This is a genomic window from Caulobacter sp. SL161, assembly GCF_026672375.1.
Classification (GTDB): Bacteria; Pseudomonadota; Alphaproteobacteria; order Caulobacterales; family Caulobacteraceae; genus Caulobacter.
Genome location: NZ_JAPPRA010000001.1, coordinates 1527473 through 1544553, shown reverse-complemented (window position 1 = coordinate 1544553; position 17081 = coordinate 1527473). Strand labels below are relative to the sequence as shown.

General features: G+C 67.9%; 16 protein-coding genes and 1 pseudogene. 7 read left to right on the top strand and 10 right to left on the bottom strand.

Annotated features, from left to right (window positions below; all coding sequences use genetic code 11):
* Positions 1-32: 32 nt before the first annotated feature.
* From fliN to OVA11_RS19795, 9 genes are all read right to left on the bottom strand, one after another.
* Positions 33-365, bottom strand: a complete 333-nt coding sequence (gene fliN / locus OVA11_RS07545) for a flagellar motor switch protein FliN (RefSeq protein ID WP_010918792.1) — start codon at positions 363-365, stop codon at positions 33-35.
* Positions 366-380: 15 nt separating this feature from the next.
* The gene (locus OVA11_RS07540; RefSeq protein ID WP_010918791.1) at positions 381-1019 is read right to left on the bottom strand and encodes a protein FlbE; all 639 of its coding nucleotides are present in this window, start codon (positions 1017-1019) and stop codon (positions 381-383) included.
* 10 nt (positions 1020-1029) lie between these two features.
* Positions 1030-2052, bottom strand: a complete 1023-nt coding sequence (gene fliG / locus OVA11_RS07535; RefSeq protein ID WP_268066870.1) for a flagellar motor switch protein FliG — start codon at positions 2050-2052, stop codon at positions 1030-1032.
* Complete coding sequence (gene fliF / locus OVA11_RS07530; RefSeq protein WP_268066868.1) at positions 2052-3716, bottom strand: flagellar basal-body MS-ring/collar protein FliF; 1665 nt, start codon at positions 3714-3716, stop codon at positions 2052-2054. Before fliF ends, fliG begins: the two co-directional genes overlap by 1 nt.
* 18 nt (positions 3717-3734) lie before the next feature.
* Positions 3735-3959, bottom strand: coding sequence for a hypothetical protein (locus tag OVA11_RS07525; RefSeq protein WP_268066867.1), 225 nt, complete (start codon positions 3957-3959; stop codon positions 3735-3737).
* Positions 3960-3979: 20 nt separating this feature from the next.
* On the bottom strand, positions 3980-4261 hold the full coding sequence (gene sciP / locus OVA11_RS07520) for a CtrA inhibitor SciP (RefSeq protein ID WP_010918787.1): 282 nt from the start codon (positions 4259-4261) through the stop codon (positions 3980-3982).
* 168 nt (positions 4262-4429) lie between these two features.
* Positions 4430-6205 carry a flagellar hook protein FlgE gene (gene flgE, locus OVA11_RS07515; protein ID WP_268066866.1) on the bottom strand — a complete coding sequence of 592 codons (1776 nt, stop codon included), beginning with the start codon at positions 6203-6205 and terminating at the stop codon, positions 4430-4432.
* 147 nt (positions 6206-6352) lie between these two features.
* The gene (locus OVA11_RS07510) at positions 6353-7033 is read right to left on the bottom strand and encodes a flagellar hook assembly protein FlgD (RefSeq protein ID WP_268066865.1); all 681 of its coding nucleotides are present in this window, start codon (positions 7031-7033) and stop codon (positions 6353-6355) included.
* Between the two features lie 11 nt (positions 7034-7044).
* Entirely contained in the window at positions 7045-8790 is a 1746-nt protein-coding gene (locus OVA11_RS19795; protein WP_442780888.1) for a flagellar hook-length control protein FliK, read from the bottom strand.
* A 280-nt stretch (positions 8791-9070) separates the two neighbouring features.
* Between OVA11_RS19795 and OVA11_RS07500 the strand changes: the two genes are divergently transcribed.
* From OVA11_RS07500 to OVA11_RS07470, 7 genes and pseudogenes are all read left to right on the top strand, one after another.
* A complete protein-coding gene (locus OVA11_RS07500; protein WP_101685783.1) occupies positions 9071-9187 on the top strand; it encodes a hypothetical protein in 117 nt (38 codons plus the stop codon).
* A gap of 3 nt (positions 9188-9190) precedes the next feature.
* Positions 9191-11302 carry a flagellar hook-associated protein FlgK gene (flgK, locus tag OVA11_RS07495; protein WP_268066864.1) on the top strand — a complete coding sequence of 704 codons (2112 nt, stop codon included), beginning with the start codon at positions 9191-9193 and terminating at the stop codon, positions 11300-11302.
* A 3-nt stretch (positions 11303-11305) separates the two neighbouring features.
* On the top strand, positions 11306-12229 hold the full coding sequence (locus OVA11_RS07490; RefSeq protein WP_268066863.1) for a flagellin: 924 nt from the start codon (positions 11306-11308) through the stop codon (positions 12227-12229).
* A 41-nt stretch (positions 12230-12270) separates the two neighbouring features.
* Complete coding sequence (locus tag OVA11_RS07485; protein ID WP_268066862.1) at positions 12271-13368, top strand: FAD-binding domain-containing protein; 1098 nt, start codon at positions 12271-12273, stop codon at positions 13366-13368.
* On the top strand, positions 13356-13508 hold the full coding sequence (locus OVA11_RS07480; protein ID WP_268066860.1) for a hypothetical protein: 153 nt from the start codon (positions 13356-13358) through the stop codon (positions 13506-13508). Before OVA11_RS07485 ends, OVA11_RS07480 begins: the two co-directional genes overlap by 13 nt.
* A 43-nt stretch (positions 13509-13551) precedes the next feature.
* On the top strand, positions 13552-14778 hold the full coding sequence (gene mnmA / locus OVA11_RS07475) for a tRNA 2-thiouridine(34) synthase MnmA (protein WP_268068921.1): 1227 nt from the start codon (positions 13552-13554) through the stop codon (positions 14776-14778).
* A 32-nt stretch (positions 14779-14810) separates the two neighbouring features.
* Positions 14811-14903, top strand: a pseudogene (locus tag OVA11_RS07470) (hypothetical protein); the annotation flags it as partial.
* A gap of 64 nt (positions 14904-14967) precedes the next feature.
* Here OVA11_RS07470 and OVA11_RS07465 read toward each other — a convergent pair.
* Positions 14968-17001 (bottom strand): putative bifunctional diguanylate cyclase/phosphodiesterase, encoded by a 2034-nt coding sequence (locus OVA11_RS07465; protein ID WP_268066858.1) that lies wholly within the window; start codon positions 16999-17001, stop codon positions 14968-14970.
* Between the last annotated feature and the right edge of the window lie 80 nt (positions 17002-17081).

The following is a 17081-nucleotide window of genomic DNA, read 5'->3' as shown; positions in this document are numbered from 1 at the left end:
TCTTACTCTCCCTCTCGAACGACCACCGGGCTTTAGCCCTGGTCGCCGTCCTTGATGATTTCCGTCATGGTCACGCCCAGGCGCTCGTCGACGACGACGACCTCGCCCCGGGCGACCAGGCGGTTATTGACGTAGATGTCGATCGCCTCGCCGACCTTGCGGTCCAGCTCCAGGATCGAGCCCTGGCCCAGCTGCAGCAGCTGCGCCACCGACATGTTGGCGCGACCCAGCACGGCCGAGATGTTGACCGGAACGTCGAAGACCGGCGCCAGGTCCGCAGCGGTCTTGTCGCTGAGTTCGATCGGAGCCTCGGAGGCCAGCATGGCCCCTCCGAATTCGTCGAGCGTGAGATTGTCTTCGGCCATCGTTCGTCAGCCTTCCTAGGTAAACAGGGGTTCGGCGTGGAGGCCTTCAGCGGCGATCGCCGCCTCCAGCGCCTCGGCGACGCGCTGGGCGGCGCCGTCCGGGTCGAAGGCCGCGCGGCCATCGCCCCAGTCGAAAGTAAAGGCCGCCGGGGCCATGGCGCCGTCGGCGCGGGCCACGATCTGGCCCTGGAAGCCGATCTGCGCGGCGACGTTCTCCAGCGCCTGCTGGGTGCGCTCCTCAAGCTCGGGCGACACCCGAACGAAGATGCGCGGCTGGGCCTCGACCTCGCGGGCCAGAGCCTCCAGCGCTGCGGTGACCGGCGCCTCGGGGAAATGGGTCAGGGCCGCGTCGGCGATCTTGCGCCCGCAGGCCAGGGCGAGCATCGCCGAGCCCTCGCGGTGCTCGTGCGCGACATGGGCCAGGGTCCCGAACGCCTGCTGCACCGCGTGCGCCACCTCGGCCAGAGCCTGGGCGGCCTCCTGCTCGGTGCGCACCAGGGCCGAGCGCTCGCCTTCCGCATAAGCCTGCGCCTTGGCGGCCTCGACCTCTTCGGGCGTGAAGCTCTTCTTCACGCGCGGCGCGGTGTAGGCCACGCCGCCGTGGTCGTCGAAGACGGTGTCGAAGGCGAACTTGCGGTGAGGGATATCGGTCATCGCATGCCCCTCAGTAGATCAGTTCGTCGTCGGCGCCGGAGCCGGCCAGCATGATCTCGCCCTTGGCGGCGAGATCCTTGGCCACCTGCACCATGCCCACCTGAGCGGCGTCGACGTCCTTGAGGCGCACGGGGCCCATGCTGTCCATGTCCTCGCGCATGATCTTGGCCGCGCGCTCGGACATGTTGGAGAAGAACATGTCGCGCAGCTTGTCCGAGGCGCCCTTCAGGGCCAGGGCCAGCTGCTCCTTGGGCGTGCCGCGCAGCAGGGTCTGGATGCCGCCCGGGTCCAGCTTCGAGAGGTCCTCGAACACGAACATCAGCGCGCGAATGCGCTCGGCGGCTTCGCGGTTGCGCTCTTCCAGGGCGGCGATGAAGCGGGCTTCGGTCTGGCGGTCGAAGTTGTTGAAGATCTCGGCCATCATCTCGTGGCTGTCGCGCTTGGACGTGCGCGCCAGGTTCGACATGAACTCGGTGCGCAGGGTCATCTCGATCTTGTCGAGGATTTCGCGCTGCACCGGCTCCATCCGCAGCATGCGGGTGACGCATTCCAGGGCGAAGTCTTCCGGCAGACAGGCCAGCACGCGGGCGGCGTGGTCGCTCTTCACCTTCGACAGCACGACGGCGACGGTCTGGGGGTATTCGTTCTTCAGATAGTTGGCGAGCACCGCTTCGTTCACGTTGCCCAGCTTGTCCCACATGGTTCGACCCGCAGGACCGCGGATCTCTTCCATCAGGGCGTCGACCTTGTCGGCCGGCATGAACGAGGCCAGCAGGCGCTGGGTCTGTTCGTACGAGCCCATGATCGCGCCTGTCGAGCTCATGCCCGAGACGAACTCGACCAGCAGGTCTTCCACGACCGAGGCCGAGACGGTGCCAAGGCCCGCCATGGCCTGGGAGACTTCCTTGATCTCCTCGTCGTCGAGGGCTTCCCAGATCTTGGTGTGCTCCTCGCCCAGGGCAAGCAGAACGATCGCGGCCTTTTCCGGCCCCGACAGGTTCTTCACGTCGTTGACGGCGAGCTTCATAGCCATCAGGTCGACTCGTGCAGCCAGTTACGCAGGATCGCGACGGACTCGTCGGGATGCTTTTCGACGAACTCGGACACGCGCTTGATCGACGAGGCCTTCACCTGACCCTCGATCTTGGCGATGTCGATGCGCTGGTCGATGTCGCTGACCGGCGGACCGGCCAGCGCGATCGGCTCGCCCGACTGATCGACCACCACCTGCTGCTGCGTGCCGTCCGCCAGCGTCACCAGTCGCGTGACGGGCGGTCCGCCCGACGGGCCGGCCAGAGCGATCTGGCCCGGCGCCGGCGCCGACAGGTTCTTGATGAACGGACGGACCGCGAACAGCAGGATCAGCAGAGCCACGACCGCCAGCACGCCCAGTTCGGCGGCGCGCATGATGTCGTTCTTGTCGAAGCCCGCCAGCAGACCCTGCTTCTCCAGACCCTGGTCCTCAGGCTGCGGGAACTTGATGTTGGTGACCCGGACTTGGTCGCCGCGCTCGGCGTCGAAGCCGACGGCGGTCTTCACCAGCTCCTCGATCTGCTGGATCTCCTGGGCGGTGCGCGGCGTGTAGGCGCCGGGCTTGCCGTCCGCAGCCATCGGGGCCGAGACGCCGTCGATGGCGACCGCGACGGCGATCTTCTTGATCGTGCCCGGCTCCTGGACGGTGGTCGTCACCGACTTGGAGATCTCGTAGTTGGTGACGGCGTCGTTCTGCCCCGAGCGCGAGCCCAGTTGCTGGAAGCCGTTGGCGCCCTGACCGCCGGGAACGTTGGCCGCAGCGGTGACGCCGGCGTTGTCGTCGTTCTTGTTTTCCTGGCTGGACGCCTCGGTCGTGCTCTCCGAACGGATCACCTGACCGTCGGGATCGAAGCGCTCTTCCTGGGTGGTCACGCGGTTCAGGTCCAGCTCGGCGGTGACGTTCACGCGCGCCTTGCCCGGGCCCAGAACGCCCTCGATCATGTCCTTGACGGTCTTGGCGATGCGGGCCTCGACCTCGGACTTGCGGTCCTGGGCCATCTTGCCGGCCATGCTCTCGTCGCTGGGCGCCGACAGGGTCTTGCCGTGCTGATCGATGACCGCGACCTTCTCGGCCTTCATGTTCGGCACCGACGACGAGACCAGGTTCTGGATGGCGCGGACCATGTCCGACGAGGGCTCACGCGAGCCGACGCCGATGGTCACGGCGGCCGAGGGCTGCTCGGCGTCTTCCTCGAACAGCTGACGCTTGGGCAGCACCAGGTGCACGCGGACGCTGTTGACGCCCTGCATGGCCTTGATCGTGCGCTCCAGCTCGCCCTGCAGGGCGCGCTGGCGGTTCAGCTGCTGGACGAAGTCGGTCTGGCCCAGCGCGTTGTTGGTGTCGAAGATTTCGTAGCCGATGGAGCCGGAGCTCACGAGGCCCTTGCCGGCCACCATCAGGCGGGCGCTGGCGACCTTGTCGCGCGGCACCATGATCGTGGAGCCGTCGCCCTTGGTCTCGTACTTAATGCCGGCCTGATCCAGCGCCTGGGTGACTTCCGAGGCTTCCTTCAGGTCGAGGTTCGAATAGAGCAGCTCATTGGGCTCCTTGCCCATGAACATGACCAGGGCCACGAGCACGGCGACGACACCCGCGCCGACGCCCAGCATCGCGGCGAGACGCCCGACGCCGAACTGCCTGATTGAACCCAGAAAGCTTTCCACGAAGCCCCATCCCCTGCGTCAACAATCCCCGAGGGGAAGCCCGCCAAACGCATACGAAGCGCTCGCCGGTAGGCAGGATTTACCCAGTACAAGGTAAACGAGGCGTTTATATCTGCCGATCGTCGGGCGTTCCGGCGGCGCCAAAACGTCGCGGCCGCGCCTTTGCAGGCGCGGCCGCTGAACGTCATCAAACCCTTGTGGCGCAAGGCCCGTGGGGTTTTCGAGGCCAGGAAGGGCGGTCACATCAACACACCCTACCCACCTTAACGGTACTGCTGGATCCGGGTGGTCCGCAGGCCCGCCAGGCCGTGCCGATCAATCGACTGCTGCCAGCTGAGGAACTCGTCGTTCGTCAGCTTGTAACGATCGCACGCCTCGTCGAGCGAGAGCAGACCCCCGCGAACGGCGGCCACGACCTCGGCCTTCCGACGGATGACCCAACGCTGGGTCTCCGCAGGCGGCAAATCCGCCAGAGTGAGAGGCGCACCGGTCGGACCGATGACGTACTTTTCACCCCGGCTGTTGGTGCGCTGCTGCTGCAACATGGCTTTACGCCTTTCCCACAACCATCACTGTTGAAGGCCACTATAGGCGCCGCCTAATAACAGCGGCTTAATTCCAATAGTAAAGAAAGGCCTAAACAAGATGGCTCCTTAGCAGTCCGTAGTGTCTCAGTGTGAAACACAAGAATTAAAGAATGTTAAGCCCTATGATTAGCGCTTAATATTCAAGAGTTCCTCAAGCATCTGGTCAGCGGTCGTGATGATCTTCGACGAAGCCGAGTAGGCGCGCTGAGTAGTGATCAGGCCGGTAAACTCCTGGGACAGATCAACGGTCGAGGCTTCAAGGGTAGAGGGCGCCAGAGCGCCGGCGCCGCCCTGCGACGGAGCCTTCAGGCTGTAGGTGCCGCTTTCGTTGGTGACGCGATAAGCATTGCCGTTGACGCCCTTCAGACCGTTGGGGTTCGAGAAGGTGGCGATGGCGACCTGGGCGATCCGGCGGGTGACGCCGTTGTCGAAGATGGCCGAGACGTAGCCGTTCTCATCGACCTCGATGTTCGTCAGGTTACCAAAGGCCGTGCCGTTGGTGTTGACCGACTGAACCACCGACTGGCTGTTGTACTGGGTCAGGCCGCCGGCGGCGCTGGCGAGATCGATCTGGACTTCCTGCTCGTCGATGCCCAGGGCGTCGGCCCAGGTCGGCGGCGCGGGCGGCTGCACGGCCGGCGGCGTGACCGCCGGCGCGATATAGCCCGAACTCTTGATGGTGATGGCCGTCGGGCTGGTGCTGCCGAACAGACTGCCGGTGCTCTTGAGCTTGCCGTCGGTGGTGAACTCGACGATGCCCGTGCTGATCTGGCCGTTGCCATTGTTGGCCAGATCGCCCGGCTTGGCGCGCAGCTCGGCGTACCACTGGTTCGGGCCGGGGCCCTTCAGCAGCGACAGGGTCACCGTGCGCTGACCGCCCTTGGAGTCCGACAGCGGGATCTGGACTTCGAAGTCCGGCTTGACGCCCTTGCTGTTATCCTTGGCGTAGTCGGACATCGACCAGGTCGAAGGATCATAGAGCTTGCCCGCCACGACCTCGGCGTCGTCGACGCCGGCGGTGTCGATGATGCCCAGGTCCTCAAGGTCGATCGTATCGCCAGCGGCGTTGATCCGCGTGGTGGTGGTGGAGCCTGCCACCGGCGAAGCGCCCTTGTAGTCGATCGTCGAGCTGACGATCTCGTTCGTCGCAGCGTCGTAGGCCACCTTGCCGGTGGCGACGATCACGCCGTTTTCCTTGATGTCGACCAGGTACTCGTTGTTGCCCGAGACGGGGTTGGCGATGCCCGTCGAGCTGTAGATGACATCGTAATTGTGGGACGTACCGGCCGAGTCGACGACGTTCGACTTCGACGGCGAACCGGCCGTGCCGACCTTGTACGAAACGGCGGCCGCCACGGGCTGCTCGGAGCGCAGGTTGGCGTTGACGCCGACGCGGGTGGTCTTCTCGGCCGTGCCGCCGACGCTGCCGACGTTGATCGAGGCCAGCTGCATCAGGTCCGACGGATCGGGCGTGATCAGACCGCTGACCGGGTCGGCCAGCCAGCCTTGCAGGTACAGACCCGCGTCGTTGCGCAGATAGCCGAGGCTGTCGAGCTGGAACGAACCCGCGCGCGTGAACGAGCGCGTATCGGTCGCCGTCAGGTTCTCGGGCTTTTCCGTGGTGACGAAGAAGCCCGAGCCCGAGATCGAGATATCCAGGTTCGAGGTCGTCGACTGGGTCAGGCCCTGCTGGCTGATGAACTGGTGCGTCTGGGCCTTCACGCCGCCGGCGCTGTAGGTCTGGTTCTTGTTGCCGGACGTGACCAGCGTCGAGAAGTTCGAGGTCGAACGCTTGAAGCCGACCGTGTTGACGTTTGCGATGTTGTCCGAGATCGCGGCCAGGGCCGACGAGTTGGCGACCAGACCGGAAACGCCGGCGAGCATGGCGCTGTTGATGCTCATGACTGAATTCCTACAAAAATGGGGGGACGAGGGTTCAGCGCTGTTTGCGTTTGGATCCGCGGGAAGACCGTCTTCCGGGGACCGCGTCGGCGTCTTTCTGACGCCCGGTCGATGGTGGGTTCAGGCCGCCTCGGCCTGGTGAGTGCTCTAGGCCGCCGCCTTGATGCCGACGACGTTGTCGACGGGGATGGTCTTGCCATCGACCACGACCATCGGCTGACCGGTGGCGTTGTCGACGGCGGTCACCACGCCCTCGGTGCGACCCTTGATGTTGGTCGCCTTGATCTCCTTGCCGTCGCCAGTCTTGGCCGTCACGACGATGCCGTAGACGCCGCCGTCGGGCAGCTGGGCGCCGCTGTCGTCCTTGCCATCCCAGGTGATGGTGTGGTCGCCGCTCTTCTGGTCATCCGGCGTCAAGGTGCGGACCACCTTGCCGGCGGGGTTCTTGATCTCGACCTTCAGCGACGCCGAGGCGCTGGGCTGGGTCCAGGAGAAGGTCGCCGTACCGTTCTTAAGGGTCGAGGTGTCGCTGATCGCCGAAACCTGCTTGCCGATCATCGCGACGCCCTCGGAGAGGCCCGTGCCGGTGTTCATGCCCACCAGAGCGGCCAAGAGGTCGTTGGTGACCAGTTGCTGCTCCACGCCGGTCATCGACGTGATCTGCTGGGTCATCTGGGTGGTGTCGGTCGGCGACAGAGGGTCCTGGTTCTTCAGCTGCGTGGTCAGCAGCTGCAGGAAGGTCTCCTTGTTGGTCGCCAGCGACGTGCGCGAGTTGTTGATCTTGTCGAGGACCGACGCGGTGTTTTGTGACGAGACGGCGGTGGCCATGTCGGTATCTCCTAGATCCGGATGTCCAGACCGCTGTCGGCGACCGTCTTCAGGCCGGGCAGCAGTTCGGGGGTGATGGTGATGTCTTCCTCGCCGGTCAGGGCGGCCTGGAAGGCGCGGCCCGAGAAGGCGCGCTGTCCCTGGTCGCCCCAGCCCTCGAAGGCGAAGAACGGGTTCTGGCTCTGGCCGCCCTGGCTGGAGACGTCGAAGCTGAGCGCGTTGTCGGCGACGTTGAAGCCGGCGTCGGCCAGGGCCTGACGCAGTTCATTGGCCTTTCCGCGCAGCTCCTGGGCGGCGTGGACGGTGTCGAAACGCATCGACGCGGTCAGGACGCCGTCGCGGCCGATCTCGATCCGCACGTCGACCTTGCCCAGGCCGTCGGGCGTCAGGGCCACGTCGAAGCGGGTGGTCTTGGCGTCGGCCTTCTTGATGATCTCGGCCGACAGCGCCGCAACGGTTTCGGGCGAACCGCGCACCGGCGCCGGCGCGGCGGCGGGCGCGTTGGCGCTGGCGACAGGGGTCGGGGCCAGGGGCGTCGGCGTCGCGGACGGCGAGGCCTCGGGGGTCGCCGCGCCGGCGACCGAAGCCTCCAGCGTCACGGCGCCGGCGGCGGTCTCCGAACCCTTGGCGTTCGTATTGGCGTCGCCGTTGGCGTTGGCGTCGCCGCTCGAGGCGCCTGAGGCGACGGCGGCCACGGCTTGCGGGGTCTCGGCGACTTCGGCGGCCACGACGGCGGGGGTCGCAACCGGCGCGCTCTGGGCCTTGGTCGCTTCGGCCGGCTTGGCCGCGACCGGCGCGAGATCCGCCGTCACGGCGGGCGAGACCTCAGCGGCGTCGACAGCGGCGGTCATCGCCGCCGGGGCGACCTCTTCTGCGACGGCGACCTCAACCGGCGCGGCCGCCGGGGCGATCGGCGCCTCGACCACCGGGGCCGAGAGGCCGGCGACCTGCGGGGCGGTCGCGGCGGCGGCCGACGGCGCTGCGTTCGTAGCTTGAGACGGGGCGGTCGGCGTCTGCGGCGCGACCTTGGTGTCGACCACCGCCGGCTCCTCGCCGGCCAGGGCCGTAAGGGCCTCGAGCCCGGCGGCGTCCAGCGCCTGTCCTTCGGCGGTCGCGACCGGGGCCTGGGACGGCGCCTGCGGCGACGCCGCAACGGCGGTCTCAAGCGCCGGATCGGCGGCGGCCTGCGGGGTGGCGACCGGCGCGACGTCGATCGTCTCGACGGCGGCGGCGAAGGCCGCAACGTCGTTGGCCGAGACGGTCGCAACCGCCGGGGCCGCCTCTTCAGTCGCTTCGGCGGGGACCGTGGTCGTGGGCTCGACGGTCATGGCGGCGATCAGCGTCGCGGCGGCCTGAGCGGCGGCGGCGGTCGTATCCGCCTCGGTCGAAGTCTCCTCGCCCGTTTCGGCGTCGGCCGTCTCCTCGCCGGCCGCCTTGTCGGCGGTCCGGTCGCTCGGCGCCTTGGCGTCGCGGGCGTCTTCGACCGCATCGCCGCTGTCGGCTCGGGTCTCGTCGTCGCGTTCAACCGCCTTGGTTTCGGTCCGGGCGGGCTTTTCGACGGCCTTCACGTCCCGATCCGCATCCCGATCGTCGGCCTTGGTCTCGGCGCGTTGGGGCGTCGGACGCGGGGACGGCGCGTCGTCGGAACGGCCGGCGATGGCCAGCAGGGCGTCGAAGCCCTCGGCGGACGCCTTGACGCCGCCGGCCGGGGTCGGCGCGGCGGGAAGAGCGGCGGTGGGTGCGGCGATCGCGGTCATTCGCAGTCGTTGCTCGGTTGGCGGCGCTCCATGACGGACACGCCTTCGTCGCCTCCCTCAGCAACGGTCGGGCCAACTCGGAGAACACGGCCTAAGCCTCTGTTATTAATTACTTTAATGGCTTGTTTACGAAGAAAAATCGCGCCGGACGCGGCGCTTTTTGCCGAGCTCGGGCGGCCTTCAGGGACGGGAGTTGCCGCGTCGCCGGGCCGCGCCCCGGCTTGGCGCCGTCCTTGCGGAAGACCTCTCGTCGAATTTCCGGCAGTCGGAACACATCGCCATGAATTTCAATGGCTTGGCACATCATCGGGGATCATGCCCCACCGCGACCCGGCAAGTTTCGCCGGGCAACGGCGCGTCGTGCGTTGCGCGGTTTGCCGAGCCGAAGGAGGCCTGATCCATGTCGCTCAATGCGATCATGAGCACGGCGACGTCCGGCATGATGGCCGCGCAGACGGGTCTGCGCGTCACGTCGGACAATATCGCCAATGTCAACACCACCGGCTATGTCCGCAAGACGGTCAGCCAGTCCAACCTGCTGTCCAACGGCATGGGCGTGGGCGTCAATATCGACGCCATCAAGCGCGCCACCGACGCCTTCCTGCAGTCAGCCAGCCTGAACGCCGCCTCGGAAAGCGGCCGCGCTTCGATCGTCGCCAGCACGCTCAACAGCGCCCAGCAGCTGTTTGGCGACCCCAGCGGCTCGACAAGCTTCTTCACCGTGCTGGACGACGTCTACGCCGCGTTCTCCTCGGCGCAGGATGACCCCTCCTCCAGCCTGCTGCGCACCCAGGCGCTGACCCGGCTGGACGACTTCCTCAGCGAGTCCAGCCGCATCACCGCCTCGCTGTCGAAGCTGGGCAAGGACGCCGACACGCGGATCGCCGCCGACGTCGGGCGGGTCAATGACCTGCTCAGCCAGATCGACGCCCTGAACACCGACATCACGCGGGCCAAGGTCGCGGGCGCGGACGCCACGGGCGCCGAGAATGTGCAGAGCAGCCTGGTTGATGAGCTCTCCGAGCTGATGAACGTGCAGATCTCGCCCCGCACCCTGGGCGGGATCGTGGTGCGGTCCACCGAGGGCCTGAACCTGGCGGGCGACGGGGCGGCCAAGATCACCTACCAGACCTCGGCCACCGCGACGGGCTTCCTGACGGTGCAACTCGCCAACGGCTCGGACTATCCGGTCCCGCTGAACATCTCGAGCGGCGAGATCCGCGGCCTGATGGACGTGCGCAACATCGACCTGGTCAACCTCTCCGACCAGCTGGGCGAGTTCACCTCGCGCGCGACCGAGGAGATCAACCGCGCCGCCAACGCCGCCTCGTCGGTGCCCGCCCCCACCAGCCTGACGGGCCGCAACACCGGTCTGGACGCCCAGGCGGCCCTGACCGGTTTCACCGGCAAGACGACGATCGCCCTGACCAACGCCAGCGGCGTCATCCAGCGCCGGATCGACATCGACTTCGACGCCGGCACGATGACCGTGAACGGCGCGGCCGGCCCGGCCTTCACCTCGGCCAACTTCCTGGCCCAGCTCAACACCGCCCTGGGCGGCCAGGGCGCGGCGGGTTTCTCGAACGGCGCCCTGAGCATCAACGGCGTGGGCGGCCTGGGCGTGGCCATCGCCGACGACGCCACGACCCCGTCCAGCAAGACCGGCAAGGGTTTCAGCCACTATTTCGGCCTCAACGACATCGTCCGCACCAGCGGCTACTCGCCGTACGAGACGGGCCTGACGTCGTCGGACCCGCACGGCTTCACCACCGGCCAGATGACGATCCGGCTGACCGACGTCGAGGGCGGCCGGATCCGGGACATCCCCTTCACCCCGCCCGTGGGCGGGACCATGCAGAACATGATCGATGCGCTGAACTCCCGCGCCTCGGGGGTCGGCCTCTATGGCCAGTTCTCCATGAACGCCAAGGGTCAGGTCAGCTTCACGTCGAACACCAACACGCCGGTGACGATGTCGATCGTCGCCGACAGCACCGAGCGCGGCGCCGGCGGTCCGTCGGCCAGCCAGCTGTTCGGCATCGGTCCCGCCGAACGCAGCACGCGCGGCGAGAAGTTCTTCCTCAACACGGCGATGGACCAGAACCCCAAGCTTCTGCCGTTCGCCAAGCTGGACCTGACCCAGGCCGTCGGCGGTAATGCGGCCCTGGCGATCGGCGACGGGCGCGGCGCCCTGGCCCTGGCCAACGCCGGCGAGAACACCGCCACGTTCGGCGTCGCAGGCAGCGCCGCTTCGGTGACTATGACCGTGTCGCGCTACGCCGCCGACTTCGGGGGCTCCATCGCCCGCAAGGCCGCCACCGCCGAAAGCCGCAAGGACGCCGCCGCAGCGGTGTCCAGCGAAGTCGACAGCCAGCGTCAGTCCGAAGAGGGCGTGAACCTGGACGAAGAACTGATCAACCTGACCACCTACCAGCAAGCCTTCAACGCCTCGGCCCGCCTGATCCAGGCGACCAAGGACATGTTCGACGTGCTCACCGGAATCCTGGGGTAAGACATGACCCGCGTCTCGACCGTCCAGAACTACAACATCATGACGTCCAACCTCATGAAGGCGCAGATCCGCCAGAATGACGTAGGCGCCCAGGTGGCCAGCCAGAAGATCGCCACCGACCTGCGCGGCTACGCCAAGAACGCCGAGGTGCTGACCGCCATGCGCAGCGCCCAGACCAAGATCAACGGCCTCTTGGACCAGACCAAGCTGGTCACCAATCGGTTGGACATGCAGAACACCGGCATCGGCCGGGTCGCCGACGGCACCAAGGATGCGCGCGAAGCCATCGCCAACGCGATGGCCGCCGGCAACGCCACCACCTTGATGCAGCAGCTGCAGGCGGCGTTCAGCGAGGTGGTGCAAGGCGTCAACACCAAGTCCAACGGGCTCTATGTGTTCTCCGGCGCCCAGACCCAGACCGCGACCACCACCGCCGCCACCATGGCCGACCTGACGGCGGCCCCGTCGACCGCATCGCTGTTCCAGAACGACCAGTACATCACCACCAACCGGGTCGATGAGCAGACCAACGCCAAGACCGGCGTGCTGGGCGACGCCCTGGGCACCGCGACCTTCGACGCCTTCAAGCAGGTCCAGGCCTATATCGACGCCAACGGCGCCTTCACCGGCAACCTCAATGACACCCAGGTCAACTTCCTGAAGGGCATGCTGACCACCTTCGACACGGCCTACAAGTCGGTGGTCGACATCCAGGGGAAGAATGGCGTCAACCAGAAGCGCTTCGAAGCCGCCGAGACCGATCTCTCCAACCAGGCCGACACCCTGACCACCATGGTCGGCGGCATCGTCGACGTGGACATGGCCGAGGCCGTCACCCGCCTGGAGGCCGCAAAGCTGGCGGTGCAGGCCTCGGCCCAGGTGTTCACCAGCCTGCAGGCCTCGTCGCTGCTGAATGTTCTGAAATAGGCTCCTCCATCCGCTCGGCCGACCTGGCCGTAAGCGTAAGCATGAGCTCGCTTTTCTCGACCTGGACCGCCACGCGCGCCGCCGGCCTGGCGCGCCTGGACGCCTTTGCGCCCCACGCCGGTCGCGCCTACGCGTCGCGGCGCAACCACGCGGTCGAGGCTCCGACCGTCTCGGGCCTGTCGCCCTATATCCGCCGCCGCATGGTCACCGAGCGCGAGGTGCTGACCCGCGTCCTGGCGCGCCATGACGAAGCCTCGGCCGAGAAGTTCATCGACGAGGTGTTCTGGCGCGCCCACTTCAAGGGAAGGCTGGAAGGCCAGCCCGAGATCTGGATCCGCTACCGAGCGGCGCTCGCCCAGGGCCGTGCGGCGCTGGAGCGTGACCCCGCCCTCGCCCGCCGCCACGCCGACGCCGTCGCCGGCCGCACCGGGATCGACGCCTTCGACGCCTGGGTCACGGAACTGGCGGCGAGCGGCTACCTGCACAACCACGCCCGCATGTGGTTCGCCTCGATCTGGAGCCACACCCTGCGCCTGCCCTGGGCCTTGGGCGCGGCCTTCATGCATGCGCGGCTGCTGGACGGCGACCCGGCCGCCAACACCCTGTCGTGGCGCTGGGTGGTGGGCCTGCACACGCCGGGCAAGACCTATCTGGCCAGGGCCGACAATATCGAGCGCTACACTGAAGGCCGGTTCCGCCCCCGGGGTCTGGCGAGCGACGCCCCGCCCCTGGAGGAGCCGCCGTTCGCCCAGCCCTGGACCACCCCGGCCCTCGACCTCGCCCCACCGGACGGCCCGCTTCTGCTGCTGGTGACCGAGGAAGACCTCACCCCGAAGAGCCTCTTGCCCCCAGGCGTGGCCGTGGCGGCGGTCCATGTCGCCGACGCGGTGGAGATCGACGGACAGCCGCGATCCGGCCTCGTCCAGGACTTCGCCCGCCAGGCCCTGAATGACGTCGTCGCCCGCGCGCGCCTGGCCTTTCCCGACGCGCCGGTCGATCGCGGCCCCCTCGACGTGGAGATGCTGGCGCAGGCCGCCCTGGCCGCCGGGGTCAGAACATCGTCACCGCGCACGCGCCCGTCGGACCGACCCGGGATCGACTGGACGCGCTGGCGTCCCAGCTGGCCGTGCGCGGCCTGACCTTGAAGTCTCCGGGCCGTCCCTACGACGCCCTGACCTGGCCGCAGGGACGCGGCGGCTTCTTTGGCCTCAAGAAGCGGATCCCCCGCCTGCTGGACCAGCTGGCCCTGCGACCAAACGCCCAACCCGCCCTGCTCTAGCCCTCGCCTCGCAAAATCCGGGTCGAGCCGCTATATGGCGGCGATGGACCTGGCTTTGACTGACACGACCCCCGCCCTCGACTCCGACACGCTGATCGCGCGCGCGGTCGAGCAGGTGCGCGCCGCCGTCGGCCTGCCGGAGGGCACGCGGATCGTCGCGGCGATGTCGGGCGGGGTGGACTCCACCGTCACCGCCGCCCTGCTGGCCCGCGCCGGCTACGACGTCGTCGGCGTGACCCTGCAGCTCTACGACCATGGCGCGGCGATCTCGCGCAAGGGCGCCTGCTGCGCAGGCCAGGATATCCTGGACGCTCGCATGGCCGCCGAGCGCATCGGCATCCCGCACTATGTGCTCGACTATGAGAGCCGCTTCCGCGAGCAGGTCATCGAGGACTTCGCCGACGCCTATCTGCGCGGCGAGACGCCGATCCCGTGCGTGCGCTGCAACCAGACGGTCAAGTTCCGCGACCTCTTGGACGTGGCCCGCGACCTGGGCGCAGAGGCCATGGCCACCGGCCACTATGTCCAGCGCGCCATGCCCGGAAACGGCGGCAACCGTCCGCAGCTTCGCCGCGCCGCCGACCCGGCCAAGGACCAGAGCTATTTCCTGTTCGCCACCACGCGCGAGCAGCTGGACTTCCTGCGCTTCCCGCTGGGCGGCATGGACAAGCCGACGGTGCGCGCCGTCGCCGCCGGTCTTGGCCTGTCGATCGCCGACAAGCCCGACAGCCAGGACATCTGCTTCGTGCCCGAGGGCAAGTACACCACCGTCATCGACCGCATCCGCCCGCAGGGCGCGGAGGCCGGCGACGTCGTCCATCTGGACGGCCGCGTGCTGGGCCGCCACGAGGGCGTGACCCGCTACACCATCGGCCAGCGCCGGGGCCTGAACATCGCCGTCGGCGACCCGCTGTTCGTGGTCAAGATCGACGCCGACAAGCGCCAGGTCATCGTCGGCCCGCGCGAGGCGCTGCTGACCGCGTCCCTGACCTTGAAGGAAGGAAGCTGGCTGGGCGCTCAGGACAGCCTGGAGGCCGCCGCCGAGGACGGACAGCGGGTGCTGGCCCGGGTGCGCTCGACCCGCGAACCGGTTCCCGGCCGCCTGGCCATGATCGATGGCGCGCTTTCGGTCGTCTTCGACGGCGCCGAGGAAGGCGTCGCGCCGGGCCAGGCCTGTGTGCTCTATGATCCGGCCGATCCGGACCGGGTGCTGGGCGGCGGCTTCATCGCGGGCACGACCCGGCAGATGGACCTGGCAAACGGGCTCTAAAGGGCATCCAGTGTTGGTGGCGGCCGTGAGAGCCGTCCTCGCCCTTCGACAGGCTCAGGGTGAGGACGACTGTCACCCTCGGCTCGCACAAAATCCTCATCCTGAGCTTGTCGAAGGAAGAGGATTTGCATCCGGACCAGCGCCCCCGCTCAACGCAAGTTCAGCCGAAACGCTTGGATGTGGAGCGCCTCAGCCGGCCTCGCGGCAGAAGTCCCCATCCCAGACGTCAGGACCCGCGCCCCGTCCACGCCGACGGCGCGCGGCCGAGACGGCTTCGCCGTTGAGATAGCCCGGCACCGCCTCGGCGGGCATCGGCCGGGCGAAGTGGTAGCCCTGCATGACCGTGGCGCCGAGCGCGGCCACCCGGTCGCGCTGGGCCTCGGTCTCGACGCCCTCGACCACGCACTCCATGCGCAGGTTGCGGCCCAGTTGCAGCACCGTGCGGACGATGTCCTCGCTGGTGGGATTGTGCTCGATGTCCGAGACGAAGCTGGCGTCGATCTTCAGCTTGTCCAGCGGCAGCAGGCGCAGGTGGCTGAGGCTTGAGTGACCGGTGCCGAAGTCATCCAGGGCCGTGCGCACGCCCAGCTCATGGAAGGCCGCCAGGGCGTCGCGGGCCTGATCGAAGTCGCAGACGATGGCCGTCTCGGTGATCTCGAAATCGATGCGGTGGGGCGCGATGCAGCTCTCCGACACGATCGCCAGCAGTCGGCGGACGTTCTCCATCGAGGCGATGTCGCGGGCCGACAGGTTGATCGACACCCGCACGTCCATCGGCCAGGCGCGCATCTCGCGCAGCGCCTTGGCGACCAGCAGGCGGGTGATCTCGACGATCTGGCCCGAGCGTTCGGCCGCGCCGATGAAGACATCGGGACGGATCGGTCCGATCTCGGGGCTAGTCCAGCGGGCCAACGCCTCCAGGGCGATGGTGCGCTGGCTGACGATGTCCACCAGGGGCTGGAAGTGGACGCTCATCTCCTGCTCGAGATCGGCGCTTCGCAGAGCCTGCTCGACCACGGCCATGTCGCGGATGGCGGCCTCGTGGCGCTCGTCGAACACCACCGCCGCGCCCTTGCCGTTCTGCTTGGCGTGGTACAGCGCGTAGTCAGCGCGCTCGAACAGCTGCTCGCTGGTGTCGGCGCCGGACGGGAACGGACAGAAGCCGATCGAGGCGCCGACCTGGGCGCGCACGCCGCGTAGGTCGTAGGTGGCCTGTAGCGAAGCGCAGAGCTCGCGGCCCAGCACGCGCAGGGCGTCCGGCTCCAGCGCCGCGTCGATGATCAGGCCGAACTCGTCGCCGCCCAGGCGCGCGGCCAGGATCGGCGCGCCCTCGAACGCCCGCAGGCGGCGGCCGACCTCGATCAGCAGGCGATCGCCGGTGGCGTGGCCGAAGGCGTCGTTGATCGGTTTGAAGTCGTCCAGGTCGATGACCCCGGCCACGAAGCCCTGGCCGCTCTGGCGGGCGGCCTCGACGCGCGCGTCCAGCTCGGCGAAGTAGCGGCGGCGATTGGGCAGGTCGGTCAGGCTGTCGAGGTTGGCGAGGCGGTCGTTCTCGTCACTGAGACGGCGGGCCTCCTCGGCCTTCTGAGTCAAGGTCACGCGCGAGCGCACGAGGTCGGAGAACTCGCGATAGTGGGCCAGCAGGATCACGATCATCACCGCCGAGACGACGACGATGTTGGCAGCCATGGCCTGGAACACCGGCTGGCCGGTCGTCCCGAAGAAGACCACCATCGACCCCAGAACGACCAAGGTCACCAGGATCGCCGCACCGCGCAGATGCATCAGGCAGAAGATGCAGGCGATGACGGTGATCGACATGTAGAAGGCGATGTGGGCCTTCTGATAGGCGTCGCCATACGGATAGAGCGCCAGCGACCAGCCCGCGAACAGGGCGGCCAGGAAGCCCGAGGTCTTGAGCGTGCCGGCCAGCATGCGGGCGGCCTGTTCGGGGTCGACGCCGGCGCCGCCGATCTTCAGCCACCCGACGCTGCGAATGGCGCAGGCCACGGTCAGCAGCGCCGGCAAACCGATGTTCAGCCACAGCGGCGCCACACGCAGATGGCTTGCGGCCAGGGCGTAGGCGTTGCCCAGCACCACCACGTACATCAGCGGCACCTGCCAGGCGAGCGCGCGCGCCTGGGCGATCACCAGTTCGGGCTGGTCGCGCCGAATGGCGAAGAGGTTCCGTATCCGTCGGAAGAGACTGGCGGCGCCGAACATGCGGAAAACCGTGTTCCGAGAACGGTGAAGCCTTCCCGAATACGACCCGCTCCAAGGGCTGCGGCGGATTGTCGCGCTGA